General features: G+C 67.6%; 23 protein-coding genes. 11 read left to right on the top strand and 12 right to left on the bottom strand.

Going from position 1 to position 22,433, the window contains the following annotated elements:
• The first annotated feature begins 29 nt into the window (after positions 1–29).
• Entirely contained in the window at positions 30–1,094 is a 1,065-nt protein-coding gene (locus AC0ZJQ_RS18800) for an acyltransferase family protein (protein WP_476477118.1), read from the top strand.
• Positions 1,095–1,910: 816 nt separating this feature from the next.
• Here the strand turns inward: AC0ZJQ_RS18800 and AC0ZJQ_RS18795 are convergent.
• Together AC0ZJQ_RS18795 and prlC are read right to left on the bottom strand one after the other, a co-directional pair.
• Positions 1,911–2,189 carry a YheV family putative zinc ribbon protein gene (locus AC0ZJQ_RS18795; RefSeq protein ID WP_008569183.1) on the bottom strand — a complete coding sequence of 93 codons (279 nt, stop codon included), beginning with the start codon at positions 2,187–2,189 and terminating at the stop codon, positions 1,911–1,913.
• Positions 2,186–4,237: an oligopeptidase A gene (prlC, locus tag AC0ZJQ_RS18790; RefSeq protein ID WP_165594265.1), complete on the bottom strand. Its 2,052-nt coding sequence runs from the start codon at positions 4,235–4,237 to the stop codon at positions 2,186–2,188. The genes AC0ZJQ_RS18795 and prlC overlap by 4 nt, the downstream gene beginning before the upstream one ends.
• Before the next feature lie 130 nt (positions 4,238–4,367).
• On the opposite strand from prlC, the gene AC0ZJQ_RS18785 reads away from it, so the two are divergent.
• Positions 4,368–4,904 (top strand): gamma carbonic anhydrase family protein, encoded by a 537-nt coding sequence (locus AC0ZJQ_RS18785; RefSeq protein ID WP_476477117.1) that lies wholly within the window; start codon positions 4,368–4,370, stop codon positions 4,902–4,904.
• A gap of 6 nt (positions 4,905–4,910) precedes the next feature.
• Here the strand turns inward: AC0ZJQ_RS18785 and AC0ZJQ_RS18780 are convergent, their stop codons facing one another.
• Positions 4,911–5,336, bottom strand: a complete 426-nt coding sequence (locus tag AC0ZJQ_RS18780) for a VOC family protein (protein WP_165594267.1) — start codon at positions 5,334–5,336, stop codon at positions 4,911–4,913.
• Positions 5,337–5,436: 100 nt separating this feature from the next.
• Here AC0ZJQ_RS18780 and AC0ZJQ_RS18775 point away from each other — a divergent pair, with 100 nt between their 5' ends.
• From AC0ZJQ_RS18775 to AC0ZJQ_RS18765, 3 genes are all read left to right on the top strand, one after another.
• Positions 5,437–6,420, top strand: coding sequence for a zinc-dependent alcohol dehydrogenase family protein (locus tag AC0ZJQ_RS18775; RefSeq protein WP_213662187.1), 984 nt, complete (start codon positions 5,437–5,439; stop codon positions 6,418–6,420).
• 105 nt (positions 6,421–6,525) lie between these two features.
• Entirely contained in the window at positions 6,526–6,939 is a 414-nt protein-coding gene (locus AC0ZJQ_RS18770; RefSeq protein WP_008569188.1) for an SMI1/KNR4 family protein, read from the top strand.
• Positions 6,940–6,978: 39 nt separating this feature from the next.
• On the top strand, positions 6,979–7,353 hold the full coding sequence (locus AC0ZJQ_RS18765) for a DUF3301 domain-containing protein (protein WP_165594269.1): 375 nt from the start codon (positions 6,979–6,981) through the stop codon (positions 7,351–7,353).
• A 25-nt stretch (positions 7,354–7,378) separates the two neighbouring features.
• Here AC0ZJQ_RS18765 and AC0ZJQ_RS18760 read toward each other — a convergent pair whose 3' ends face one another.
• A complete protein-coding gene (locus tag AC0ZJQ_RS18760) occupies positions 7,379–8,344 on the bottom strand; it encodes a CobW family GTP-binding protein (RefSeq protein ID WP_476477116.1) in 966 nt (321 codons plus the stop codon).
• 93 nt (positions 8,345–8,437) lie between these two features.
• On the opposite strand from AC0ZJQ_RS18760, the gene AC0ZJQ_RS18755 reads away from it, so the two are divergent.
• Positions 8,438–8,797, top strand: a complete 360-nt coding sequence (locus tag AC0ZJQ_RS18755) for an NADH:ubiquinone oxidoreductase (protein ID WP_213662184.1) — start codon at positions 8,438–8,440, stop codon at positions 8,795–8,797.
• A 45-nt stretch (positions 8,798–8,842) separates the two neighbouring features.
• On the opposite strand, the gene AC0ZJQ_RS18750 is transcribed toward AC0ZJQ_RS18755, so the two are convergent.
• Positions 8,843–9,364, bottom strand: a complete 522-nt coding sequence (locus tag AC0ZJQ_RS18750) for a DUF3617 domain-containing protein (RefSeq protein WP_476477115.1) — start codon at positions 9,362–9,364, stop codon at positions 8,843–8,845.
• A 129-nt stretch (positions 9,365–9,493) separates the two neighbouring features.
• On the opposite strand from AC0ZJQ_RS18750, the gene AC0ZJQ_RS18745 reads away from it, so the two are divergent.
• The 4 genes from AC0ZJQ_RS18745 to AC0ZJQ_RS18730 all read left to right on the top strand — a co-directional run bounded on the left by AC0ZJQ_RS18745 (position 9,494) and on the right by AC0ZJQ_RS18730 (position 14,818).
• Positions 9,494–10,015 carry a sigma-70 family RNA polymerase sigma factor gene (locus AC0ZJQ_RS18745; protein WP_314018405.1) on the top strand — a complete coding sequence of 174 codons (522 nt, stop codon included), beginning with the start codon at positions 9,494–9,496 and terminating at the stop codon, positions 10,013–10,015.
• The gene (locus AC0ZJQ_RS18740) at positions 10,012–10,962 is read left to right on the top strand and encodes a FecR domain-containing protein (protein ID WP_476477114.1); all 951 of its coding nucleotides are present in this window, start codon (positions 10,012–10,014) and stop codon (positions 10,960–10,962) included. Before AC0ZJQ_RS18745 ends, AC0ZJQ_RS18740 begins: the two co-directional genes overlap by 4 nt.
• Before the next feature lie 112 nt (positions 10,963–11,074).
• A complete protein-coding gene (locus AC0ZJQ_RS18735; protein ID WP_476477113.1) occupies positions 11,075–13,552 on the top strand; it encodes a TonB-dependent siderophore receptor in 2,478 nt (825 codons plus the stop codon).
• A gap of 66 nt (positions 13,553–13,618) precedes the next feature.
• Positions 13,619–14,818: a PepSY-associated TM helix domain-containing protein gene (locus AC0ZJQ_RS18730; protein WP_476477112.1), complete on the top strand. Its 1,200-nt coding sequence runs from the start codon at positions 13,619–13,621 to the stop codon at positions 14,816–14,818.
• Between the two features lie 29 nt (positions 14,819–14,847).
• Here AC0ZJQ_RS18730 and AC0ZJQ_RS18725 read toward each other — a convergent pair whose 3' ends face one another.
• The 3 genes from AC0ZJQ_RS18725 to AC0ZJQ_RS18715 all read right to left on the bottom strand — a co-directional run bounded on the left by AC0ZJQ_RS18725 (position 14,848) and on the right by AC0ZJQ_RS18715 (position 18,373).
• On the bottom strand, positions 14,848–15,243 hold the full coding sequence (locus tag AC0ZJQ_RS18725; protein ID WP_008569198.1) for a DUF1850 domain-containing protein: 396 nt from the start codon (positions 15,241–15,243) through the stop codon (positions 14,848–14,850).
• On the bottom strand, positions 15,240–17,267 hold the full coding sequence (locus tag AC0ZJQ_RS18720) for a TRAP transporter permease (protein WP_476477111.1): 2,028 nt from the start codon (positions 17,265–17,267) through the stop codon (positions 15,240–15,242). The genes AC0ZJQ_RS18725 and AC0ZJQ_RS18720 overlap by 4 nt, the downstream gene beginning before the upstream one ends.
• 152 nt (positions 17,268–17,419) lie before the next feature.
• Positions 17,420–18,373 carry a TAXI family TRAP transporter solute-binding subunit gene (locus tag AC0ZJQ_RS18715; RefSeq protein WP_476477110.1) on the bottom strand — a complete coding sequence of 318 codons (954 nt, stop codon included), beginning with the start codon at positions 18,371–18,373 and terminating at the stop codon, positions 17,420–17,422.
• A 372-nt stretch (positions 18,374–18,745) separates the two neighbouring features.
• On the opposite strand from AC0ZJQ_RS18715, the gene AC0ZJQ_RS18710 reads away from it, so the two are divergent.
• Complete coding sequence (locus tag AC0ZJQ_RS18710) at positions 18,746–18,988, top strand: hypothetical protein (protein WP_155550974.1); 243 nt, start codon at positions 18,746–18,748, stop codon at positions 18,986–18,988.
• 212 nt (positions 18,989–19,200) lie between these two features.
• On the opposite strand, the gene phnP is transcribed toward AC0ZJQ_RS18710, so the two are convergent.
• The 4 genes from phnP to phnL all read right to left on the bottom strand — a co-directional run bounded on the left by phnP (position 19,201) and on the right by phnL (position 22,427).
• Positions 19,201–19,950: a phosphonate metabolism protein PhnP gene (gene phnP, locus AC0ZJQ_RS18705; RefSeq protein ID WP_476477109.1), complete on the bottom strand. Its 750-nt coding sequence runs from the start codon at positions 19,948–19,950 to the stop codon at positions 19,201–19,203.
• On the bottom strand, positions 19,941–20,495 hold the full coding sequence (phnN, locus tag AC0ZJQ_RS18700; protein WP_476477108.1) for a phosphonate metabolism protein/1,5-bisphosphokinase (PRPP-forming) PhnN: 555 nt from the start codon (positions 20,493–20,495) through the stop codon (positions 19,941–19,943). Before phnN ends, phnP begins: the two co-directional genes overlap by 10 nt.
• Positions 20,496–20,587: 92 nt before the next feature.
• Positions 20,588–21,733 carry an alpha-D-ribose 1-methylphosphonate 5-triphosphate diphosphatase gene (locus AC0ZJQ_RS18695; protein ID WP_476477107.1) on the bottom strand — a complete coding sequence of 382 codons (1,146 nt, stop codon included), beginning with the start codon at positions 21,731–21,733 and terminating at the stop codon, positions 20,588–20,590.
• The gene (gene phnL, locus AC0ZJQ_RS18690) at positions 21,723–22,427 is read right to left on the bottom strand and encodes a phosphonate C-P lyase system protein PhnL (RefSeq protein WP_476477106.1); all 705 of its coding nucleotides are present in this window, start codon (positions 22,425–22,427) and stop codon (positions 21,723–21,725) included. The genes AC0ZJQ_RS18695 and phnL overlap by 11 nt, the downstream gene beginning before the upstream one ends.
• Positions 22,428–22,433 lie beyond the last annotated feature (6 nt).

Raw genomic sequence — 22,433 nt, 5'->3', positions numbered from 1 at the left:
TCGGCTGCCGACACCCTCAGGAGCAGACCATGCAGACCTCCTTCCACACGCGGGAGAACAACTTCGACTTCCTGCGCTTCTTCGCCGCGGCGCTGGTGCTGTTCGCCCACAGCTACCCACTGGTCGGGCGACGCGGCGACGAGCCGCTGACCGTGCTGACCGGCTACGAGAAGGGCGGCTCGATCGCGGTCGGCATCTTCTTCGTCATGAGCGGCTACCTGATCGCCTCGTCGTGGCTGGCCAGCAGCAGCCCGCAGAGCTTCCTGCTCAAGCGCGCGCTGCGCATCTTCCCGGCGCTGATCGTCGCGGTGCTGCTGACCACCTTCGTTCTCGGCCCGCTGGTCACGCAGTTCGACCTCGCCCGCTACCTCGCCGCAGACGGCACCTGGACCTACCTGCAGAACATCCTGCTGGTGACCCGCTTCGAGCTGCCCGGGGTGTTCGACGGCAACATCTACCCGGACGTGGTCAACGGTTCGCTGTGGACGCTGCCGCTGGAAGTGCTGATGTATATCGGCGTGATGATCCTCGGGCTGACTGGCTTCCTCACGCGCCGGCTGATCTTCCTGCCGATCGCCGGGCTCGCCGTCGGGCATTTCTGGCTGCTGGGCAAGCTCGGCATCGATTCCTACTTCATCAAGAACATCTTCAAGCTCGGGCTACTCTACTACTCGGGCTCGGCGCTGTTTCTCTATCGCGACGACATCCCCTGGCGCGGCTGGATCGCGACGCTGCTGTTCGCGGCGCTGGTGGCGACGTTCCGCACCGACATCGGACAGCTGGTGTACTTCGTCGCGCTGCCGTACCTGGTGCTCTACCTCGCCTACGCGCCGCTGCCGTGGGTGTCGCGCTTCGGCAAGTACGGTGACTTCTCCTATGGCCTGTACATCTACGCCTTTCCGTTCCAGCAGCTCACCGTCTACCTGTTCGGCCCGCAGATCGGGGTGCTTGGTCTGTCGCTGATCGCGTTCGTACCGACGCTGATCTGCGCGGCGCTGTCCTGGCACCTGGTCGAGGCGCCGGCGATGAAGCTCAAGCGCCTGTTTGCCCGCGCACCACAGCCGGGGCGGGTGGCACGGGGCAGCGAGGGCTGATCCGCCGGCCCCAAGGGGGCATCGCGCTTTCCCTGAGAAAGCAAATATTTGGCGGTATTGAGCTGGCAGGATTGGGTGGGTCTGCCCGCTCGTTTAGGTTTGTGGTCTAGAGATCAGGCCATTACCGCGTGAGCTGGTGGTTCTGGTTTCGGCCACCCGGCCGAGTCACTTTCTCTTTGTTCGCGCGAAAGAGAAAGAAAGCGCGCCCGACATCCGGGTCTGGCCTGCGACCAGACTTCCCTCGCTCCGGCGCCGCTCCGGGGGCACGTCACGAAGGGACGTCCCTGTCCCTTCGTGACTCGCTCGGCGTCCTGCCTTGCGTCCCCCTGCGCGACGCCTCCACTTGGCCTCCTGACGGGATCGGAGCCCGAGTCGCCTGAAGGTTTTTCGTTGTTGCTTTGGCTTTTAGCTGCACGGGCTTTCAGGCGGCACCAACCGCCCCTTTCAGGAGGGTGAGTGGAATCGTTGCGTAAGGGAGCGAGCCGCATGGATGCGGCGAGAGGCTTAAAGGGCCAAGGATGGCCCTTGTAAGCCGGCCCCCTGAAGCGGCGATGGAACGAACGGACCCTGCGCGAAGCGCAGGGCCGGATGCAGGGGCAAGCGGTTTTGGTTACTTTTGTCGGGGCCGGCCGTCCGGCGACTGGCAAAAGTGACTCGCCCAGCAGGGCGAAACCAAGCTTTCAAGCGACTCTGCCGACCGGCGTGACTGCAACGTGCCCAGCAATGCCCGAAAACTGGCAGTTCCCCCCAAACATGAATGAGAAGAAAACAAAAAGCCCGCCATTTGGCGGGCTTTTTAGGTTCAACCGAGCCGCATCACTCCGGCTTCTTCAACTTCGGATTCGGAAAGAACTGCACCGACTGCACCTGCGGATTGGCCGCCTTGGGCTGGACCTTGTTGACCCGCGTGCCGAGTTCCAGCGGCACCGACTGGCCCTGGGCGTTGAGGATGTCGGCATAGCCGCAGACCACGCATTCGCGATGTGGCACGCCGTCGACGTCCCACATCTTGATGCAGTCGCCGGCGCTGCACGCCGGGCACACAGCACCGGCGATGAAGCGCTTGGTGGTGATTCGAGATACGTCGTTGCTCATGCCGCGGCCTCCGCTACCAGCCCGAGGTGGCGCAGCAGGGCGTCGATGGACGGCTCGCGGCCTCGGAAATCGACGAACAGTACCATCGGCTCCTGCGAGCCGCCACGGGCGAGGATCGCCTCGCGGAAGGCGCGGCCGGTCTCGGCGTTGAACACGCCTTCTTCCTCGAAGCGCGAGAAGGCGTCGGACGACAGCACCTCGGCCCACTTGTAGCTGTAGTAACCGGCCGCGTAACCGCCGGCGAAGATGTGCGCAAAGCTGTTGGGGAAGCGGTTGTACGCCGGCGGACACATCACCGAGACCTCGTCACGGATGTGTTCGAGCACCTGCAGCACGCTGCGGCCGTCGCCGTGGGTGGCGTGCAGCTCGAAGTCGAACAGGGAGAACTCCAGCTGGCGCGCCATCATCATGCCGGACTGGAAATTCTTCGCCGCCAGCATGCGGTCCAGCTTGTCCTGCGGCAGGCGCTCGCCGGTCTGGTAGTGGCCGGAGATGTGCGCGAGGCCTTCGGGGTCCCAGCACCAGTTCTCCATGAACTGGCTCGGCAGCTCGACCGCATCCCAGGCCACGCCGTTGATGCCCGAGGCGCCAGCGTGCTCGACCTGGGTCAGCAGGTGATGCAGGCCGTGGCCGAATTCGTGGAACAGCGTGGTGACCTCGTCATGGGTCAGCAGCGCCGGGCGCTCGCCCACCGGCGGGGTGAAGTTGCAGACCAGGTTGGCCACCGGCGTCTGCAGCGTGCCCGCGGCGGTGCGGCGCTTGTCGCGGGCGCCGTCCATCCAGGCGCCGCCGCGTTTGTTCGGCCGCGCGTAGAGGTCGAAGAAGAAGCGCCCGACGTGCTCGCCGTGCTCGCTGATCTCGAACAGGCGCACGTCCGGGTGCCAGCTCTCGAAGTGTTCCAGCTCGCGGATCTCGATGCCGTACAGGCGCTGGACGATGGCGAACAGCCCCGAGAGCACCTTGTCGATCGGGAAGTACTCGCGCAGCTCTTCCTGGTTCAGGCTGTAGCGGCTCTGGCGCAGCTTCTCGGCGTAGTAGCCGAGGTCCCAGCTTTGCAGATCGGCCAGTCCCTGCTCGGCGGCGAAGGCGCGCAGTTCGGCCAGGTCGCGCGCGGCGAACGGCTTGCTGCGCACCGCCAGGTCGCGCAGGAAGCTCAGCACCTGCTCGGTGGATTCGGCCATCTTGGTCGCCAGCGACAGTTCGGCGAAGTTGCCGTAGCCCAGCAGCTGCGCCAGTTCGTGGCGCAGCGTGAGGATTTCTTCCATCACCGGACCGTTGTCGAACTGCCCGGCGTTCGGCCCCTGGTCGGAGGCGCGGGTGGAGTAGGCGGCGTAGACCTCCTCGCGCAGACCACGATCGTCGGCGTAGGTCATCACTGCGTAGTAGCTGGGGAATTCCAGGCTGATCAGCCAGCCGTCAAGGTTCTTGGCCTTGGCCGCCTCGGCCATCTGCGCCTTGGCCGAGTCGGGTATGCCGGCCAGCAGGTTTTCGTCGGTGACGTGGCGGGTCCAGGCCTGGGTGGCGTCCAGCAGCTGGTTGGAGAAGCGGCTGCCCAGTTCGGCGAGCTTCATCTGGATTTCACCGAAGCGCTGCTGTTCGACCGGCGGCAGGTCGATGCCGGACAGGCGGAAGTCGCGCAGCGCGTGGTCGAGAATGGTCTTCTGCGCCACCTCGTAGCCGGCCGCTTCCGGGCGCTTGGCCAGCGCCTGGTAGGCCTCGAACAGCGCGCGGTTCTGCCCGAGTTCCGTCCAGTAGGCCGACAGCTTGGGCAGGCAGGCCTCGTAGGCGGCGCGCAGTTCCGGGCTGTTGCACACCGCGTTGAGATGGCCGACCGGCCCCCAGGCGCGGCCGAGGCGGTCGTTCAGCTCGTCGAGACCGATCACCAGGGTCTGCCAGTCGAGGCTGTCGGCCGGACGGCTGAGCAGCTCCAGGATCGCCACGCGGTTATCGCCGAGGATGCTGTCGATCGCCGGTTCGACGTGCTCCGGGCGGATGGCGGAATAGGGCGGCAGGTCGAAGTCTTGCAGCAGGGGATTGTTCGCGCTCACGGGACACCTTGGGACGAAAAGGGTAGAACTCAGACCACACGGGCCGGACGATGCTCCGGCCGTGCGGCGGCGGCAATGCCGACCATCTTAATTACAATCGACCCTTCCCGCAGCCAGAGAGGTTTCTATCGTGGCGATACGCAGCTACCAAAACAGCACGCCGCAACTGGGCGAGCGCGTGTTCGTCGATGAGTCCGCCGTGGTCATCGGCGATGTGGAGATCGGTGCCGACAGCTCGGTGTGGCCGCTGACGGTGATCCGCGGCGACATGCACCGCATCCGCATCGGCGCGCGCTCGAGCATCCAGGACGGCAGCGTGCTGCACATCACCCACGCCGGGCCGTACAACCCGGACGGCTTTCCGCTGAGCATCGGCGACGAGGTCACCGTCGGCCACAAGGTCACGCTGCACGGCTGCACCCTGGGCAACCGCATCCTGGTCGGTATGGGTTCGATCGTGATGGACGGCGTGGTGGTCGAGGACGAGGTGATCATCGGCGCCGGCAGCCTGGTGCCGCCAGGCAAGACGCTGGAATCGGGCTACCTCTACGTCGGCAGCCCGGTGAAGCAGGCCCGGCCGCTGACCGACAAGGAGCGCAGCTTCTTCAGCTATACCGCCGGCAACTACGTGAAACTCAAGGACCAGCACCTTGCCGAGCGCGGCTGACCCGGCTCACTTGGCGAACAGCTGGCCGATGTCCTTGAATGCCTTGAATTCCAGGGCATTGCCGCAGGGGTCGAGCAGGAACATGGTGGCCTGTTCGCCGACCTGGCCCTGGAAGCGCACGTAAGGCTCGATGACGAAGCGCGTGCCGCGCGCCTTCAGCCGCTCGGCCAGCGCTTCCCATTGCGCCCAGCCGAGCACCACGCCGAAGTGCGGCACCGGCACGTCGTGCCCATCCACCGGATTGCTGTGCGCCGCTTCCTGATGCGGCATCTTCGGCGCCTCGTGGATCACCAGCTGGTGGCCGAAGAAGTCGAAATCCACCCAATGCTCGCTGCTGCGGCCCTCGGCGCAGCCGAACGCCTCGCCGTAGAAGGCGCGCGCGGCGGCCAGATCGTGGACGGGAATGGCGAGGTGGAAGGGCGATAGCGTCATGGGGAGCACTCCGGAAATCACGGGACGTTTCGAGTCTAGAGCGTTTTTTCGCCGATCGGCCTACCCTGCAGCAGAACGGGAGACGAAAGGAGAGCCGTCGATGCGCGCCATGCTGCTGGAAAGAACCGGCGAACCGTTGCACCTGCGTGACATTCCCGAGCCGCAACCCGGGCCCGGTGAGCTGCGCGTCAAGGTGCTGGCCTGCGGCGTGTGCCGTACCGACCTGCACGTGGTTGATGGCGAGCTGCCGGCGGCGCCGCTGCCGATCATTCCGGGCCACGAGATCGTCGGCCGCGTCGATGCGCTGGGCGAGGGCGTGACGGGTTTCGAGCTGGGCCAGCGTGTCGGCATTCCGTGGCTGGGGCATACCTGCGGCACCTGCAGCTACTGCCAGCACGCCGAGGAAAACCTCTGCGACGCACCGCAATTCACGGGTTACACCCGTCCCGGCGGCTATGCCGAATTCGTGGTGGCCGATGCGCGTTTCGCCTTCGCCCTCGGTGAAGCGGGCGACCCCGTCGCACTGGCGCCGCTGCTTTGCGCCGGGCTGATCGGCTGGCGCTCGCTGGTCAAGGCTGGTGACGGCAAGCGCCTGGGCCTGTACGGCTTCGGCGCCGCGGCGCATATCGTCATGCAGGTGGCGCGCTGGCAGGGACGCGATGTCTACGCCTTCAGCCGCCCGGGCGATGTGGCCGCACAGGACTTCGCCTGCTCGCTGGGCGCGGTCTGGGCCGGCGATTCGAACGAGTCGCCGCCGGTGCCGCTGGATGCAGCGATCATCTACGCGCCGGCCGGCGAGCTGGTGCCGGCCGCATTACGCGCCGTGCGCAAGGGCGGCCGGGTGGTCTGCGCCGGCATCCACATGAGCGACATTCCGAGCTTCCCCTACGACATCCTCTGGCAGGAGCGCGAGCTGGTTTCGGTGGCCAACCTGACCCGTCAGGATGGCCTGGATTTCTTCCCGGTCGCCGCCCAGGTCGGCATCCATACCGAAACCCGCGCCTACCCGCTGGAGCAGGCCAACCAGGCGCTCGACGACCTGCGTCACGGGCGCTTTCAGGGCGCGGCGGTGCTGGTGCCGTGAGCCGCCGGGCACGGCTGCCGCACCACTGGCGCCGCGCCGCTGGTTCGGCGCATCGCGGGGCTGTATAACGGCGCCTTGCCCCGCGGTGCATGAACAGGAGGAGCGATGGAAGAAGTCATCGAAGAGCTGCGCGAACGCAACGAGCCGGTGCCGGTGCCGCTGGAGCTGCCGGACGACGAACAACTGGTCGAGGTCGAGGAGCAGCTTTTCATCAACCTGCCGTTCGGCCTGCGCGAGTTCCTGCTGCAGGTCAGCGATGTGATCTACGGACGGCTGGAGCCGGTCACCGCCAGCGATCCGCAGTCGCACACCTACCTGCCGGAAGTGGCGGCCAACGCCTGGGACGCCGGCGTACCGCGCGATCTGCTGCCGATCTGCCAGGACGGTCCCGACTACTATGTGGTCGATCTGGAAGGCGAGGTCACGCTGTTCGACGGCGACAGTCACGAGCTCACCGAGCAGACCTGGGAAACGGTCTGGCACTGGGCGCGCGACGTGTGGCTGGAAAGCGGTGCATGAGCATCGTGATCAGCGTCCGCCGTCGTCCGGGAACCTGCCATGCTGACGCTCGGTAATCTGTTCCTCTTCCTGGTCCTGGCCAGCGTGGCGGCGTGGCTCTGGCACGGCCACGGCATTCGCGAGCGCGCGCTGGTCGCGGCGCGCCGGCATTGCCAGAAGCTGGACGTCGAACTGCTCGACGGCAACGTCGCCTTCAAGCGCCTGGCGCTGCTGCGCGACGGCGCCGGGCATCGTCGCCTGGCGCGCGTCTACGGCTTCGAGTTCACCGTCACCGGCGAGCAGCGGCACGTCGGGCAGATCGTCATGTTCGGCGGGCATGTCGGGCGCATCGAGCTCGAGGCGCATCCATTCCGTGCTCCCGCCGAGCCGCCGAGCGGGCAGGTGATCCAGCTCGACGACTGGCGCCGCCACTAGCAGGCGGTTGAAAACTGCCCACTAACTAGCTGATCCGGCACTCATCGAGCGACTGCTGCAACGCCGCCTGCGCTTGCGGCGCGGCGAAGATCAGTTCCAGTCGCGAATCCTTGCGCCACTCGCTCGCTTGCAGCTGCATCGGCGCGCCATCCAGGGCGTTACCGGACCACCAGCCGCTTTCGCCATGCAGCACCAGCTTGGCGCGCCGCCACGGCCAGCGGTGCAGCCAGTGTTGCAGCCGTGCCATGTCGAAGCGCTGGCTCGGATGCCAGCGCCAGCCGATGCTCCAGCCATCCGCGCCGGCCTGCACCTGGCAGACCGGCTGACGCGGATCGAGCCAGACGCCAGGCAGCGGCGCCGCAGCGGTCGGCAGTGCGGCGTGATCAGCGCCCGCGCACGCTTGCTGGGCGATGCCCGGCAGCTGCGCCAGTGGCAGCGCGCCCTGTTCGGTCCAGTACAGCGGCCGCGCCGGCAGGCGCGCGGCGAGCGCCGTTCGTGTCGCTGCGTCCAGCGCCGCGCTCTTGTTCAGCACCAGCAGGCCGGCGCTGTCCAGCGCCTGCTGCTGGCTGTCCGGTAGCGCTGCGCCGCGCGCCAGCGCCGCGGCATCCAGTACCAGCACGCTGGGCTGCACGGCCAGCACCTCGGTCCACGGCGGCTGGCCGAGCTGACGCAGCAGCTGCGCCGGATGGCCGAGCCCGGAAGGTTCGATCAGCAGGCGCTGCGGCCGGGCCTGGCGCAGCAGGCGGGTCAGGCCGACCTGAAACGGCAGGCCGTTGACGCAGCACAGGCAGCCGCCGGCGACCTCGGCGATGCCGACGCCATCGGCATCGGTGGTCAGCAGGGCGGCATCCAGGCCGATCTGGCCGAATTCGTTGACCAGCACCGCCCAGCGTTCGTCAGCCGGCTTCTGCGTCAGCAGGTTGCGGATCAGGCTGGTCTTGCCGGCGCCCAGCGGGCCGCCGATCAGGTGGGTAGGGATCTGTGTGAGCATGCTGGCATGGTCCGCATTTTGGCATGCGCGGGGAAGCCGTTTTTCCGCGGCGGCGTGCTAGAGTCGCCGCCGTTCGAGGGAGAGGGTCACGCGATGCGTCCGATGTTGCTGCTGCCGCTGCTGCTGGGTCTGGCCGGGGAGGTGCTGGCCGAGGCCTGCATCGTCCATAGCCGGGATGCGCGCATCGAAGTGCGGCTCTGCCAGCAGAACCGCAACATCCCCGCTGAGCTGTTTCGCAGTGGCTTCTGCCAGCCGCAGCTCAAGGACCAGCAGGTGGACGTGCAGTTCGTCGAGAGCTGCCCGAGCGGTGCGTTCGGCATCTGCCGCGACGCCCAGGTGTCCAACCTGCCATACCGCCAGGACATCCACTATTACGGCGTCGCCAGCGACGGCCGCTTCCTCCAGCCGGCCTGCGAGCAGAACAGCGGCGGGCGCTGGGAAAGCGGCGACTGACCCGCGCAGCCCAGTGCGGCCGGGGGTTTCACGTGGAACGGCGGGCTAGCGTGCCGGTTTCAGCGCGCCGCAATCCTCCCCGAGCCAGCGCGCCTGCGACTCCATGCGACTGCTGCCGCGCTCGCCGCCGGCGCTGTACTGGCTTTCCACCACGCTGACGAATTCGCGCTCACTGATGAAGCGGGTTTCGCCCTGGCCGCTGGCGTCCGGGCACTGGAAGCGGAATTTCCACAGGCGGTCGGTGCGCTCGGTGATCTCCTGGGTGCAGTCGGGTCGATCGCTGAACGGCAACTCCTCGGCATTCACCTGCGCCTCGCTGAGGCAGATGCGCACGCCCTGGCCGCCGAGCTGCACGCCCTGCGCGGCGAGCATGTCTTCCATCTGCTGACGCTGCGCGGCCGGCAGGTTCTGCATCTGTTCGAGCATCTCGCTGACACCGGGCATCTGCTCGCCGTCGACCTGGATGTCGCGGCTGGTGAATTCCCACAGGCCAGGCAGGATCGGCGCGGCCTGCACCGGCAGGCTGCAGGACAGCAGGAAGGCGAGGGCGGTCAGGGTACGGTTCATGGTGTGGCTCCGTGGCAACAGGGGTTTACCCAGCGTAGCCAAGCCGTGGGGGGCGCGCGCAAGGCGAATGCCGTGGCGTGAGTTGTTGAGAAGCGTTAGCATTCAGCGCTCAGCATTCGTGAGGTCCTCATGGCCGCCGACGGTTTCATCCGGCAGCAATTCGTCCAGCGGCTCTACGTCGAGCATCACGGCTGGCTGAACGGCTGGCTGCGCCGCCACCTGCAGTGCAGCCAGCGTGCCGCCGACCTGGCGCAGGACACCTTCGTCCGCGTGCTGACCAGGGAACCGCAGGACCTTTCCGCCATCCGCGAGCCGCGCGCCTATCTGCACACCATCGCCAAGGGACTGCTGATCAACCACTGGCGGCGTCGGCAGATCGAGCAGGCCTATCTCGACGTGCTGGCGCTGCAGCCCGAACCGCTGGCGGCGTCGCCGGAAGAGCAGGCGCTGATCATCGAGACGCTGCTGCAGATCGACGCGATGCTCGACCGCCTGCCGCACAAGGCGCGCCGCGCCTTCCTCATGTCGCAGCTGCAGGGCATGACCTACGCCGCCATCGCCGCCGAGCTGGAGGTGTCCGAACGGATGGTCAAGAAGTACATGGCGCAGGCCATGCTGCATTGCCTGATGCTGCTGGATGACGACGCATGAGCCTCGATTACCGCGTGCTGCAGGAGGCTGCCGAATGGTTCGCGCGGCTCGAATCGGATACGGTCGACGCCGTCGAGCGCGAGGCCTGGGCCGCCTGGGTGCGCCAGCCGGAACACGCGCGCGCCTGGCAGAAGGTGCAGCGCATCAGCGGTCGATTCGCGCCGCTGAGCGCGCATCCGGCCGGGCGCGCGGCGGGTGGCATGCTGCAGCAGTGCACGCCGAGCCGCCGGCAGGCGCTCAAGCTGCTGTCGCTGGTGTGTGGCGGTGCGGCGCTGGGGCTGGCGGGTGGCAGGCTGCCCTGGCAGGACTGGAGCGCCGGTCTGCGCACCGGCGTCGGCGAGGTGCGCGAGACGCGGCTCGCCGATGGATCGCGGCTCTGGCTGAACACCGACAGCGCGGCGGATGCCGGCTTCGACGGCGCTATCCGGCGGCTGGCGCTGTATCGCGGTGAAGTGTTGGTCGAAGCCGTGGACGAAGCGCGACCGCTGCTGCTGCGAAGCCGCGAGGGCCAGTTGCGCGTCACGCAGGCGGCGCGCTTCTCGGTGCGCCAGCGTGACGGCAGCACCCGGCTCAGCGTGTTCAGCGGCATGGTGGACATCCAGCCGGATCACGGCGGACTCGGCCGTGGCATCGGCGCCGGGCAGCAGGTCGGTTTCAGTGCCAACCGGATCGGTCCGCCCGCGCCGGTACAGGCCGGGCACCAGGCCTGGTCGCGCGGCATCCTGCTCGCGGACAACCTGCGCCTGGTGGATTTTCTCGCCGAGCTGGCGCGCTACCGCCACGGCTATCTCGGCTGCGATCCGCGCATCGCCGAACTGCGCGTGGTCGGTGCCTTCCCGCTGGACGACAGTGACCGTGTGCTCGATGCGCTGGCGGCGACGCTGCCGGTACGCGTGCAGCGGCGCATGTCCTGGTGGGTCAGCCTGGAGCCTTCCGGCGCGGCGTGATGCGATTGCATCGCCAATGAAAAATAATCGCATATGAGGTTCCCTTTTATCGGTGCTGACGGGCTTCAGCTGCAAAGGCCATGTGCCGGTCCTCACCACTAGGGATTTCTTCATGCGTTCAGCCCCCCATCGTCCGCGCGTGCTTGCGCGCGCCATCCGCGCCACCCTGTTCTGCCTGCCGCTGACGGCCACGCTGCCCGGCCTGGCGAGCGCCGCCGAACCGGCTTCGAGCCAGCAGGCGCAGAGCCGCTACGACATTCCCGCCGGCGCGCTGTCCAGCGTGCTGAGCCGTTTCGCCGGCGAGGCCGGTGTGCTGCTGTCGGTGGATGGCAGCCTGCTGCAGGGCTTGCAGTCGGACGGCCTGCGCGGTCAGTACGGTGTCGACGATGGCTTTGCCGCACTGCTTGCCGGCAGTGGTTTGCAGGCGGTGCGCGACAGCCAGGGCAACTACTCGCTGATCCGCCGCGCCAGCGAAACCGGCGCGGTCGAGCTGCAGCCGATGACGGTGCAGGGCTTCGCCCTGGGCAACGCACTGGGTGAGATGGACGGCTACAGCGCCACCCACAGCAGTGTGGCGACCAAGACCAGCATGCCGCTGGTGGAAACCTCGCAGACCGTCTCGGTGGTCACCCGCCAGCAGATCGAGGATCAGGGCTCGCGCTCCATCGCCCAGGCGGTGCGCTACACGCCGGGCCTTATGAGCACGCCCTACGGCGCGACGACCCGCTACGACTATGTCGCCATGCGCGGCATCACCGATGGTTCGGTGGACAACCTCTACCTCGACGGGCAGAAGCTGCTGGGCGACAGCGGCACCTACAGCAGCCTGCAGGTCGACCCGTATTTCATCGAGCGCATCGACATCCTCAAGGGGCCGTCCTCGGTGCTCTACGGCCGCAGCCTGCCCGGCGGGCTGGTGGCGATGACCACCAAGAAGCCGCAGCGCGAAACCCGCCGCCAGCTGCAGTTCTCCTACGGCAGCCACGACTATAAGCAGACCGCGTTCGATTTCACCGGGCCGCTGGAGGACGAGCGCATCGCCTATCGCCTCGCCGGCGTGGTCAAGGATGCCGACAACCAGGTCGATGGCATCGAGGAACAGCGCTACGCGGTAATGCCGTCGGTGAGCATCGACTTCACCGACGACACCCGCCTGACCCTGCTGGCGATGCTGCAGAAGGACCCCGAGAGCGGCTATCACGGTGGCCTGCCGGCGGACGGCACGGTGACCTCGCACAACGGCCAGCGCATTTCGCGCAGCTTCTTCGAGGGCGACGAGGATTACGAGCAGTTCGAGCGCGACCAGCAGATGATCGGCTATCAGCTGGAGCATCGCTTCAACGACGTGGTTTCGGCGCGGCAGAATTTCCAGTACCTCGACTCGACCGTGGAATCCGGCCAGGTCTACCAGTACGGCTACGCGACGGCCGACGAGCTGGTGCGCTACTACACCGGTGCCGACGAAGCGCTGCACGCCTGGACGATCGACAACCAGCTGCAGTTTCTCTTCGATACCGGCGCGCTCAGCCACACCCTGGTGACCGGCCTCGACTATCAGCGGCGCAAGGCGAAGGTCGCCTACGACGCCGGCTACGGCCTGGCGCCGATCAACCCTTACAGCGGCGCAGTCGGCGTCGGCAGCCCGGTGTTCTACCACCAGTACGACGAGACCCGCGAGCTGGAGCAGACCGGCCTGTATGTGCAGGACCTGATCAGCCTGGGCAACTGGCGCTTCTCGCTGGGCATGCGTCAGGACTGGGTGGATGTGTCGTTCGACCATACCGAGGATGCGAGCTACGGCGATCAGGCCGATAACGCCAAGCTCGAGCAGTTCACCGGCCGCGTCGGCGTGCTCTACGCCTTCGACAACGGCCTGTCGCCGTATGCCAGCTACTCCGAGTCGTTCAACCCCAACGCCACCGCGGCCTACAACGAGGTTTCACCTGGCGTCTACGACATCGCGTTGCTCGATCCCACCGAGGGCGAGCAGGTCGAGGTCGGCCTGAAGTACCAGCCGCTGGGCACCGACGACCTCTACACCATCTCCTGGTTCGACCTGAAACAGTCCAACCTGGCGAACAAGGATTCCAACGAGAACTTCTACCGCGCGGTCGGCGAGCTGACCTCAACGGGCGTGGAAGTCGAGGCGCGCCTGAAGCCGGTGGAGCAGGTCAACCTGATCGCCAGCTACACCTACATGGACGTCGAGTACTCCAAGGACTTCACCGGCGCCGCCGGGGTGAACAACCGCGGCAACCGGCCCAACGCCGTGGCGCGCAACATGGCCTCGCTGTGGGCCGACTACACGTTCGCTCAGGGACCGCTGGCCGGCCTGCAGATCGGTGGCGGCGCGCGCTACTTCGGCAAGAGCTGGGCGGATGCGGAAAATACCCTGCACATCCCGTCCTACACCTTGTACGACGCCATGCTCGGCTACGACCTGTCGCGCGTCGGGCTGCAGGGTGTTGGCGTACGCCTGAACCTGAACAACCTCACCGACGAGAAGTACGTCGCCGCGTGCAACAGCCTCAGCCAGTGCTACTACGGCGAGGCGCGCAACGTCATGGCGACCGTGACCTACGACTTCTGATCGTCCCCAGCGGCCGCCGGCTCCCAAGGCCGGCGGCTTTGTATTTTCTGCAAACGGAGACCGCTGATGCGCCCGATCCTCGTGCTCCTGCACCGCTACATCGGCCTTGCGACCGCGCTATTCCTGTTTCTCGCCGGTATCACCGGCAGCGTGCTGGCCTTCCACCACGAGCTGGACGAGTGGCTGAATCCCGAGTTCTACCACACCGCCAGTGACGGTCCGCTGCTGGCGCCGGGCACGCTGGTGGAGCGGGTCGAGGCGGCCAACCCGCGCCTGCAGGTCTGGTACATGGAGTTCGCGGACGAACCGGGCCACGCCGCGCTGCTGGCCCTGGTGCCGCGCAACGATCCGGCCACCGGCAAGCCCTTTGCCGAGCGCCCGGTGGTGCATTACCTCGACACCGTGACCGGCCAAACGGTGGGCACGCGCTACTGGGGCGAGTGCTGCTTCTCGCGCAAGAATCTGGTGCCGTTCCTGCTCGAGTTCCACTACAACCTGGCGCTGCCCGGCAACTGGGGGCTGTGGCTGATGGGCCTGGTGGCGATCGCCTGGGTGATCGACTGCCTGGTCTCGCTGCTGCTGACCTTGCCGCGCGGGCGGCCGTTCTTCGGCAAGTGGTGGACGGCGTGGAAGATCAAGCGCCAGCGCCTGAACCACGACGTGCACCGGGCCGGCGGCCTGTGGCTGTGGCTGCTGCTGACGCCGGTGGCGGTCAGCAGCGTGGCGATGAACCTGCCGGAGCAGGTGTTCAAGCCGGTGGTTTCGCTGTTCTCCCCCGTGGAGCCGAGCGTCTATGAGGCGCGTGGCCGCCTGCCGGCCGATCAGCTGGGCAGCACCGCCTACGACTTCCATCAGGCCTACGACTACGCCATGCAGCACGCCGCGACGCTGGGCCTGAGCGAGCCGATCACCGAGCTGTACTACAGCTTCGAGTACAACTTCTACGGCGCCGGTTTCGGTGCGCACGACAGCAACCAGGGCAACGCCTGGCTGTTCTTCCACGGCACCGACGGCACCCGTCTGCTCGGCCAGGAGATTCCCGGCCAGGGCACGCTGGGCCAGCAGTTCCACCTGCTGCAACCGGCGATCCACGGCGGACGCATCCTCGGCCTGCCGGGGCGCATCCTGATCGCCGTTCTCGGTGTGGCGATTGCCGTGCTATCGGTGACCGGCGTGGTGATCTGGTGGCGCAAGCGCCGCGCGCGGCAGCACGCGGCGCTTGCGGCGGGAAGTAGAGCTGGCGGTCTGAGCAGGAGCGTCGAGTAGGCAACGCTTTAACGATCCAGCGCCGAGGCTCAGGACTGCGCCGCCACCTCGCAGCTCCACAGCTCCAGCGCCGGCCGGTCGGCGCGCGGCGGGCCGAGCCATTCGCTCAATGCGTGGCATTGCCCGTCGAAGCACAGCTGGTAGTCGCCGGCCTCTGGGGTGCGGCCGACGCGCAGTGGCTGCAGCGCCGGCACCTGGCGCCGGTAGTGCCAGGCGCCGTCGCGCAGTTCGGCACCTTGCGGCGCTTCCATGCCGGCCCCCGAACCCTTGATCCGCGCTTCGCCGAGCAGCAGGCCGTCCGCCGTGACGCGGTAATCCTCCTCCCAGCGGATCTTCTCAATGGTGTGATTCCACGCCAGGGTGAAGGCGGGTGTGGGCAGTTGCGCCCACACCACCCCGGCCAGGCCCAGACAGAGGCCGATCACGCCGTCGCCAGCCGCTCGGTGCGACGGGCACGCCAGATATGCTGCGCCACCAGCGCAATGCCCAGCACGAAGCCGATTTCATCACTGACCGGCATGGCCAGAATCAGCGCGACGCCAGCGGCGAACGCCCACAGGCGCTCCCAGATCGGCATGCGCAGGCTCAGGTGGCCGGTAACCGCCATGCCCCACAGGCACACCGCGAAGACCGTCTTGACCACCATGTACGCCGTGGCCAGCCAGCTGTCGCCCTGCATCATCAGCGCCGGGTCGTAGACGGCCATGAACGGCACCACGAACCCGGCGGCGGCGATGCGGATCGCCCACAGGCTGATCTTGAAGCCGTTCTCGCGCGCGATCGGTGCCGCGGCGAAGCAGGCGAGTGCGACCGGCGGCGTCAGGTCGGCCATCAGCCCGAAGTAGAAGACGAACATGTGCGAGACGATCAGCGGCACGCCCAGCTGCTCCAGCGCCGGCGCGGCGATGGCGCTGGTGATGATGTAGTTGGGAATCGTCGGGATGCCCATGCCCAGCACCAGGCAGGTCAGCATCGTCAGCAGCAGCGAGAGGAACAGGTTGTTCTCGCCGATGGCCAGGATGTAGCCGGCGAAGGTACTGGCGATGCCGGTCAGCGAGACGATGCCGATGATCACCCCCACCAGCACGCAGGCGATGCCCACCGGGATCGCGTGGCGTGCGCCTTCGACCAGGGCGTACAGGCAGGCGCGCAGGGTGTCGTGACCGCCCTTGATGAACCAGCAGGCTACCACCAGCGCACCGATGACGCCGAAGATCACCCCGATGCCGAGCTGGAAGAAGCCGGCGCAGAGCACGCCCAGGGCGATCCAGAACACCGCGCGCAGCCAGAAGCTGTTGGCCTTGAGGATGATCGCCGAGCCGAGGATGACGATGGCCGTCAACGCCAGGCCCACCGTGCCGGAGAACATCGGCGTGCGGCCGGAAAACAGCAGGAACACCAGCACCGCCAGCGGCACCAGCAGGAACCAGCGCTCCTTGACCGACGCCCAGGCGCTCGGGCACTGGTCTTTCGGCAGGCCCTTGAGGCCCTTGCTGCGTGCCTCCAGGTGCACGATCCAGAACACCGCGAAGAAGTACAGCATCGCCGGAATCAGCGCCGCCTTGGCGACTTCCACGTACGGCACATTGATGGTTTCGGCCATGATGAAGGCGACCGCACCCATCACCGGCGGCATGATCTGCCCGCCCATGCTCGCGGTGGCCTCCACCGCGCCGGCGAAGGCTGGCTTGTAGCCGAAGCGCTTCATCAGCGGGATGGTGAACTGGCCGGTGGTGACCACGTTGGCCACGCCCGATCCGGTGATGGTGCCCATCAGCGCCGAGGACACCACCGAGACCTTGGCCGGGCCGCCGGTCTTGTGCCCGAACAGGCCCATCGCGAAGTCGGTGAACAGCTTGATCATCCCGGCCTGCTCGAGGAACGAGCCGAACAGGATGAACAGGAAAATGTAGGTCGCCGAGACGTAGGTCGGCGTGCCGTAGAAGCCCTCGGTACCGAACGACAGCTGGTTGACGATCTGGTCGAAACCATAGCCGCGGTGGGCGAAGTCGCCCGGCAGGTATTCGCCCAACAGGCCGTAGGCCAGGAACAGTGCGCAGATCAGCGGCAGGGCGATGCCCATCACCCGGCGCCCGGCCTCGAACACCAGCACCGTGAGGGTGATGCCGACGATCAGGTCCGCCTGCGTCAGGTCACCGGAGCGCTGCACCAGATCGGCCTCGAAGTACCACTGGTAGAACGCCGTGGCCATGCCGGCCAGGCCCAGCAGCCAGGCCAGCGGCTGCCACGGGCGATTGGTGCCGCGCGCCGGGTAGCAGAGAAACACCATCAGCAGCAGGAAACCGACGTGGCCGGCGCGCAGCACCTGGCTGGACACCGGATGGAAGGCCGCGGTGATGATCTGGTAGGTGGAAAACAGCAGCGCCGTGTAGAACAGCGCCTTCGGCCATTCGCTGGGGCTGGCGTGCAGGCCTTGGGATTCGCTCATGGAGAACTCTCCGGAACAGCGGCTTCAAGCGTCGGGGCTTCAAGCGGACGGTGCGGGGGACGCTGCCCGTGGCGCGGGCAGCGTGTCATTGCGGGTTCCGCAAGTGCCGCCGGCCACCGCCCGCATGGCGCGGTGGCTGGCGGCGGACGTGCTTACTTGAGCACGCCGGCTTCCTTGTAGAAGCGCTCGGCGCCCGGATGCAGCGGGATCGGCAAGCCTTCGGTAGCGGTTTCCAGCTTGATGTCCTTGGCCGCGGAGTGGGCGCTGGACAGGCGGTCGAGGTTGTCGAACATCAGCTTGGTCATCTGATAGGCCACCTCGTCGGACACCTTGTCGTGGCTGACCAGGATGTTGGTGATCGCCGCGGTCGGCACATCGGCGTCCTGGCCGTCGTAGGTACCGGCCGGGATCACCCTGGCCTGATAGGCGCTGCTGCCGATCTTCTCCACCACCTCGGCCGGGATCGCCACGAAGGTGATCGGCACCATCGACGCCAGGTCGCGGATCGCCGCCATGCCCAGGCCCGAGGACTGCAGCGTGGCATCCAGCTGGCGGTTCTTGATCAGCTCGACCGACTCGGCGTAGGGCATGAATTCCACCCGGCCCATGTCCTCGTAGCTCAGCCCGGCGGCCTTGAAGATGGCGCGGGCGTTCAGCTCGGTGCCGGACTTCGGCGCGCCGACGGAGATGCGCTTGCCCTTGAGGTCTTCCAGCGTCTTGATGCCCGATTCCTGGCTGGCGACGATCTGGATGTAGTTCGGATAGGTCGCGGCGATGGCACGCAGGCGCTTGAGCGGCGCCTTGAAGCCGGCATCCTCGACGCCGTTCCAGGCATCGTCCACCGAATCGCCGAGGGCGAACGCCAGTTCGCCACGCCCGGCCTGCAGCAGGTTGAGGTTTTCCACCGAGGCCTTGGTCGCCTGCACCGAGGTCTTGGCGCCGTCGATCTTGTTGTACTGCTGCGACAGCGCCACGCCGATCGGGTAGTACACCCCGCTGGTGCCGCCGGTGAGGATATTGATGAAGGTCGGCGCGGCGACGGCCGCGGTGCTGGCCGTGAAGGCGGCGGCGGCAGCCAGCAGGCTGATGCGCTTGGTCAGTCTCATGGTGTTTCTCCGTGTTGTTATTGGAATCGGGCGCTGTAGACCATAGGCGATCGGCCGCAACCCTGCAGGTTGCCGGCGGACAGGAAAAGACGAGGCGGCGGGCGGAGGCTTCCCGGGGAAGCGGAGCGCGGCGTGCGGCTTTTCTTGTTCGTGTGATCGCAACGGGCATGGGGGGCTTTGCACGTGCTGTGCCAGCTGGCGAAACCGCGCTAGCTCGGGCGTGCGGCGCCGCGACGGAGTTCCGATAAGCGGAGAATCGCTCATGCTGCGTCGGTGATCGGCGGATTCTTGCCGATACCCGGCGCGCCCGGCGGTGCTTGCGTGGCGCCGGCGATGGATTAGAGTGGCGCCATCGCCCCTCCCGAGCCTGCCATGCGCCTGCTTCCGTTGCTCCTCTGCCTGTCGTTGCCGCTGCTGGCCGACGCCGCGCCGGCGCCGTACTACCAGTGGCAGAGCAAGCTCGACGGCACCGTCATCTGCCGCCAGACCTCCCCGGGCGAGGGCTGGCAGCGGCTCAACGAGCGCGCCTTCCGCGACCTCAACTGCACGCTGCCCGCCGCGCGCATCGAGCGGCCGGACAACGTGCCGGGCTTTCGTCCGCAGCCGGGGCGCTGAGCGGTCCAGGGGCTGCTGCCCGCCGACGGTGCGCAGCCTTCGCACGTAGCTCCGGGTTTGCTTGAGGTGCATTGTACTGTGCGTGGGGCCAAGGTGGATAAGCTTCGCGTTATCCACCCTACGCTGGCATCGGCATCGGCATCGGCATCGGCATCGGCATCGGCATCGGCATCGGTAGGGTGGAAAACCGCGCAGCGTTTTCCACGCGCCGTCTAAAGCATCATGCCGTCGTACGCCAGCCGCACGTTGCCCGGCAGTTCCCGTGGCTGTTCCATCAGCCAGGCATCCAGCGCATGACCGACGTGGGTCAGCACGGCCTGCGCCGGCTGCAGTTCGTCGACGCTCTGCAGCGCGCGGGTCAGGTCGTTGTGATTGCGCGGCGGCGGTTCCTGCGGCGGCTGCGAGCAATCGAGCACCAGCACGTCGAGCGCAATGCCCTGCAGGTAGGCGCGGGTGTCGTCCGGCAGGCCGAGGGTGTCGGTGAGATAGGCGATCTTGCGCCCGACGCCTTCTAGCAGGTAGCCGAACGTCGGCTTCGAGTGCTGCAGCGGCAGCGCCGTGACGCGCAGCGTGCCCAGCGCACGGCGCTCGAAGGCGGCGAACGGCTGGCTGAAATCGAGGATGCCCGGGTGCTTGTAGAGATCGGCGAAGCCCGCGGGATCCTCCGGGCCGTGTACCGGAATGCGCAGCCCGGTGCCCCAGCGCAGCTGCAGCAGACCCTGGGCGTGGTCGGCGTGGTAGTGCGTTTGCAGGATGCCGCTGAGGCTGCCGGGGACGAAGCGCTCGCCGAGGTCGGTCAGGCCGCTGTCGAGCAGCCAGCGCTGGCCGGCGCATTCGATCAGCGCGCAGCACGGACCGCGGCGATACGCCGGTTCGCGCCAGGCGCGGGCGCAGGCCGGGCAGTCGCAGTTGTACACCGGCAGCTGCGCGGCATCGCCGGTGCCGAGCAGGGTCAACCGCATTGGCGGTGCTCGTCGAGCAGCTGCAGCAGGCGCTCGACGCTGCTGGTCAGCGAGGCGGAATTGTCCAGGCGGATGTAGTCGTCCAGCTCGCCGGTGAACAGCGCGTTGCGCGCCAGGCGTGCCTCGATCTGCTCCGGGGTTTCCCGGCCGCGGTTCAGCAGGCGCTCGCGCAGCACGTCCTGCTCGACGGTCAGCAGCACCGCCAGCAGGTCCGGGTAGCGCTGGCGCGCCGCGGGCAGAAAGCCGCGCGAGCCATTGACCAGCACATCCTCGCCGGCCGCCAGCCAGGCGTCGATCTCGGCGCGGATGCCGTAGGCCAGCCCGTTGGCGCGCCAGGCGAGGGCGAAGGCCTGCTCGGCTTCCAATCGCGCGAACTCCTCGGCGCTCACCGAATGCGCGGCTTCGCCGACCGCCTCGGCCGAACGGGTGATGACCCGCCGGGCGATGCGCACGCCACGCTCGGCGAGCGGCGCGCGGGCGGCTTCGAGCAGGCTGTCCTTGCCGGCGCCGGAAGGGCCGATCAGGTAGATCAGGCGGCCTTGCATCAGATCACCTCCATCAGCAGAAGAACGCGAACGTGTCGGCATCGTAGCGGTAACCCGCCCGGGATGGGCCAGCATTGCACGCCGCGACTGCATCAGAACACCCTCCGGCCCTGGCGCCAGACCTGGCCGATCACCGGCTGGCCCTTGTGCACTTGCGCCTGCACCAGATCGGCGCGCAGACCAACGGCGATCTCGCCGCGATCATCCAGCCCGGCCGCGCGTGCCGGCGCCAGGCTGATGGTGGCGATGGCGCGCGGCAGATCGTAGCCGTTGTTCTGCTCGGCCAGGCCCAGCGCGGCCTGCAGCAGGCTGGCCGGGTAATAGTCGCTGGAGAGGATGTCCAGCACGCCGCGCTGGGCCAGATCGGCAGCGGCGATGTTGCCCGAGTGCGAGCCGCCGCGAACGATGTTCGGCGCGCCCATCAGCACCTTCAGACCGCGCGCGTGGCTGGCCTCGGCGGCCTCGAAAGTGGTCGGGAACTCGGCGATGGCCATGCCGTAGCCGGCCGATTCCTCGACGTGATCGAGCGTCGCGTCGTCATGGCTGGCCAGCGCCAGCTCGCGGCTGCGGCAGATATCGACGATGGCGGCGCGCTGCTGGTCGCTGTGCCGCGCCGAGTTGGCCAGCTGCTCGGTCACGAACTGATCCATTTCCGCCGGGCTCAGGTGGTACTTGCCCATGTAGTACTCGCGGTACTTCTCCATGCGCGCGAACTGGCGCTGGCCCGGCGCGTGGTCCATCACCGAGACCAGCTGCACCAGCGGCTGCTCGACCAGCTCGCGGAACAGCTCCAGGCACTGCGGGTGGCTGACTTCGCAGCGCAGGTGCAGGCGGTGTTCGGCGCGGGTCTGCCCGGCTGCCTCGGCCTCGGCGATGGCCTCCAGCATCACCCTGAGTTGCTGCATGCGCTTGCCCTTGGGATTGATATCGCCGATCGACAGCGCATCGAACACCGTGGTGATGCCGGCGGCGACGATCTGCGCATCGTGGGTCAGCACCGCCGAGGCGGACGGCCAGTCCACGCCCGGGCGCGGGCTCATGTGCTTTTCCAGGTTGTCGGTGTGCAGTTCGATCAGCCCCGGCAGCAGCAGGGCGCCGTCCAGGTCCTGCGCCTGCGGCAGGCTGCTGGCGCCTGCGCTGATGTCGGCGATCAGGCCATCGCGGATCAGCAGGCTGCCGTGGATCACCTGATCGGCCAGCATCAGTCGGGCGTTGCTGAGTATCTGTTCAGCTGGCATGGGCCAGGTCCTCCTGCGTCATGTCCAGGTAGCGGTCGGCGACTGCCTCGCGGATCGCGCGGTCGTGGAAGATGCCGATCAGCGCGCTGCCGGCGGTCTTGGCTTCGTCGATCAGTTCCAGCACCACGCGGGCGTTGGCTTCGTCCAGCGACGCGGTGGGTTCGTCGAGCAGCATCACTGGCCAGCTCACCATGAAGCCGCGCGCGAGGTTGACGCGCTGCTGCTCGCCGCCGGAAAAGGTGCCGGGGGCCAGCTGCCAGAGCCGCTCGGGAATGTTCAGCCGGGTCAGCAGCGCCTTGGCCCGCGCCTCGGCGTCGGCACGCGTCCAGCCGCGCGCCAGCGCCGGTTCCATCACCACCTCCAGCGCCGGCACCCGCGGGATCACCCGCAGGAACTGGCTGACGTAGCCCAGCGTCTGCCGACGCACGGCGAGTACCTGGCGCGGCTCGGCACCGACCAGCTCCAGCCAGTCGCCGGCATGGCGGATGCGGATGCTGCCGCCGGCGGGCAGGTAGTTGCCATACAGCGTGCGCAGCAGGGTCGACTTGCCGGCGCCGGACTGGCCGTGCAGCACCAGGCACTCGCCGGCGGCGACGGTGAAGTTCAGCCCGCGCAGCACCTGCAGGCGGACGCCGTGCTGCTGGTGCAGGGTGAAGGTCTTGGCGAGGTCACGGACCTCGATCAGGTTCGTCATGACGGA

Source organism: Stutzerimonas sp. 21-1, assembly GCF_056336065.1.
The sequence above is the reverse complement of the archived record's forward strand: the minus strand, read 5'-3'. Positions and strand labels throughout refer to the sequence as shown.

Excerpts from the sequence above, each read along its gene's own strand:
- AC0ZJQ_RS18800 (WP_476477118.1), top strand. The coding sequence starts at position 30 with ATGCAGACCTCCTTCCACACGCGGGAGAACAACTTCGACTTCCTGCGC.
- AC0ZJQ_RS18795 (WP_008569183.1), bottom strand. The coding sequence starts at position 2,189 with ATGAGCAACGACGTATCTCGAATCACCACCAAGCGCTTCATCGCCGGT.
- AC0ZJQ_RS18780 (WP_165594267.1), bottom strand. The coding sequence starts at position 5,336 with ATGACGCTATCGCCCTTCCACCTCGCCATTCCCGTCCACGATCTGGCC.
- AC0ZJQ_RS18775 (WP_213662187.1), top strand. The coding sequence starts at position 5,437 with ATGCGCGCCATGCTGCTGGAAAGAACCGGCGAACCGTTGCACCTGCGT.
- AC0ZJQ_RS18770 (WP_008569188.1), top strand. The coding sequence starts at position 6,526 with ATGGAAGAAGTCATCGAAGAGCTGCGCGAACGCAACGAGCCGGTGCCG.
- AC0ZJQ_RS18765 (WP_165594269.1), top strand. The coding sequence starts at position 6,979 with ATGCTGACGCTCGGTAATCTGTTCCTCTTCCTGGTCCTGGCCAGCGTG.
- AC0ZJQ_RS18760 (WP_476477116.1), bottom strand. The coding sequence starts at position 8,344 with ATGCTCACACAGATCCCTACCCACCTGATCGGCGGCCCGCTGGGCGCC.
- AC0ZJQ_RS18755 (WP_213662184.1), top strand. The coding sequence starts at position 8,438 with ATGCGTCCGATGTTGCTGCTGCCGCTGCTGCTGGGTCTGGCCGGGGAG.
- AC0ZJQ_RS18750 (WP_476477115.1), bottom strand. The coding sequence starts at position 9,364 with ATGAACCGTACCCTGACCGCCCTCGCCTTCCTGCTGTCCTGCAGCCTG.
- AC0ZJQ_RS18745 (WP_314018405.1), top strand. The coding sequence starts at position 9,494 with ATGGCCGCCGACGGTTTCATCCGGCAGCAATTCGTCCAGCGGCTCTAC.
- AC0ZJQ_RS18740 (WP_476477114.1), top strand. The coding sequence starts at position 10,012 with ATGAGCCTCGATTACCGCGTGCTGCAGGAGGCTGCCGAATGGTTCGCG.
- AC0ZJQ_RS18735 (WP_476477113.1), top strand. The coding sequence starts at position 11,075 with ATGCGTTCAGCCCCCCATCGTCCGCGCGTGCTTGCGCGCGCCATCCGC.
- AC0ZJQ_RS18730 (WP_476477112.1), top strand. The coding sequence starts at position 13,619 with ATGCGCCCGATCCTCGTGCTCCTGCACCGCTACATCGGCCTTGCGACC.
- AC0ZJQ_RS18720 (WP_476477111.1), bottom strand. The coding sequence starts at position 17,267 with ATGAGCGAATCCCAAGGCCTGCACGCCAGCCCCAGCGAATGGCCGAAG.
- AC0ZJQ_RS18715 (WP_476477110.1), bottom strand. The coding sequence starts at position 18,373 with ATGAGACTGACCAAGCGCATCAGCCTGCTGGCTGCCGCCGCCGCCTTC.
- AC0ZJQ_RS18710 (WP_155550974.1), top strand. The coding sequence starts at position 18,746 with ATGCGCCTGCTTCCGTTGCTCCTCTGCCTGTCGTTGCCGCTGCTGGCC.
- phnP (WP_476477109.1), bottom strand. The coding sequence starts at position 19,950 with ATGCGGTTGACCCTGCTCGGCACCGGCGATGCCGCGCAGCTGCCGGTG.
- phnN (WP_476477108.1), bottom strand. The coding sequence starts at position 20,495 with ATGCAAGGCCGCCTGATCTACCTGATCGGCCCTTCCGGCGCCGGCAAG.
- AC0ZJQ_RS18695 (WP_476477107.1), bottom strand. The coding sequence starts at position 21,733 with ATGCCAGCTGAACAGATACTCAGCAACGCCCGACTGATGCTGGCCGAT.
- phnL (WP_476477106.1), bottom strand. The coding sequence starts at position 22,427 with ATGACGAACCTGATCGAGGTCCGTGACCTCGCCAAGACCTTCACCCTG.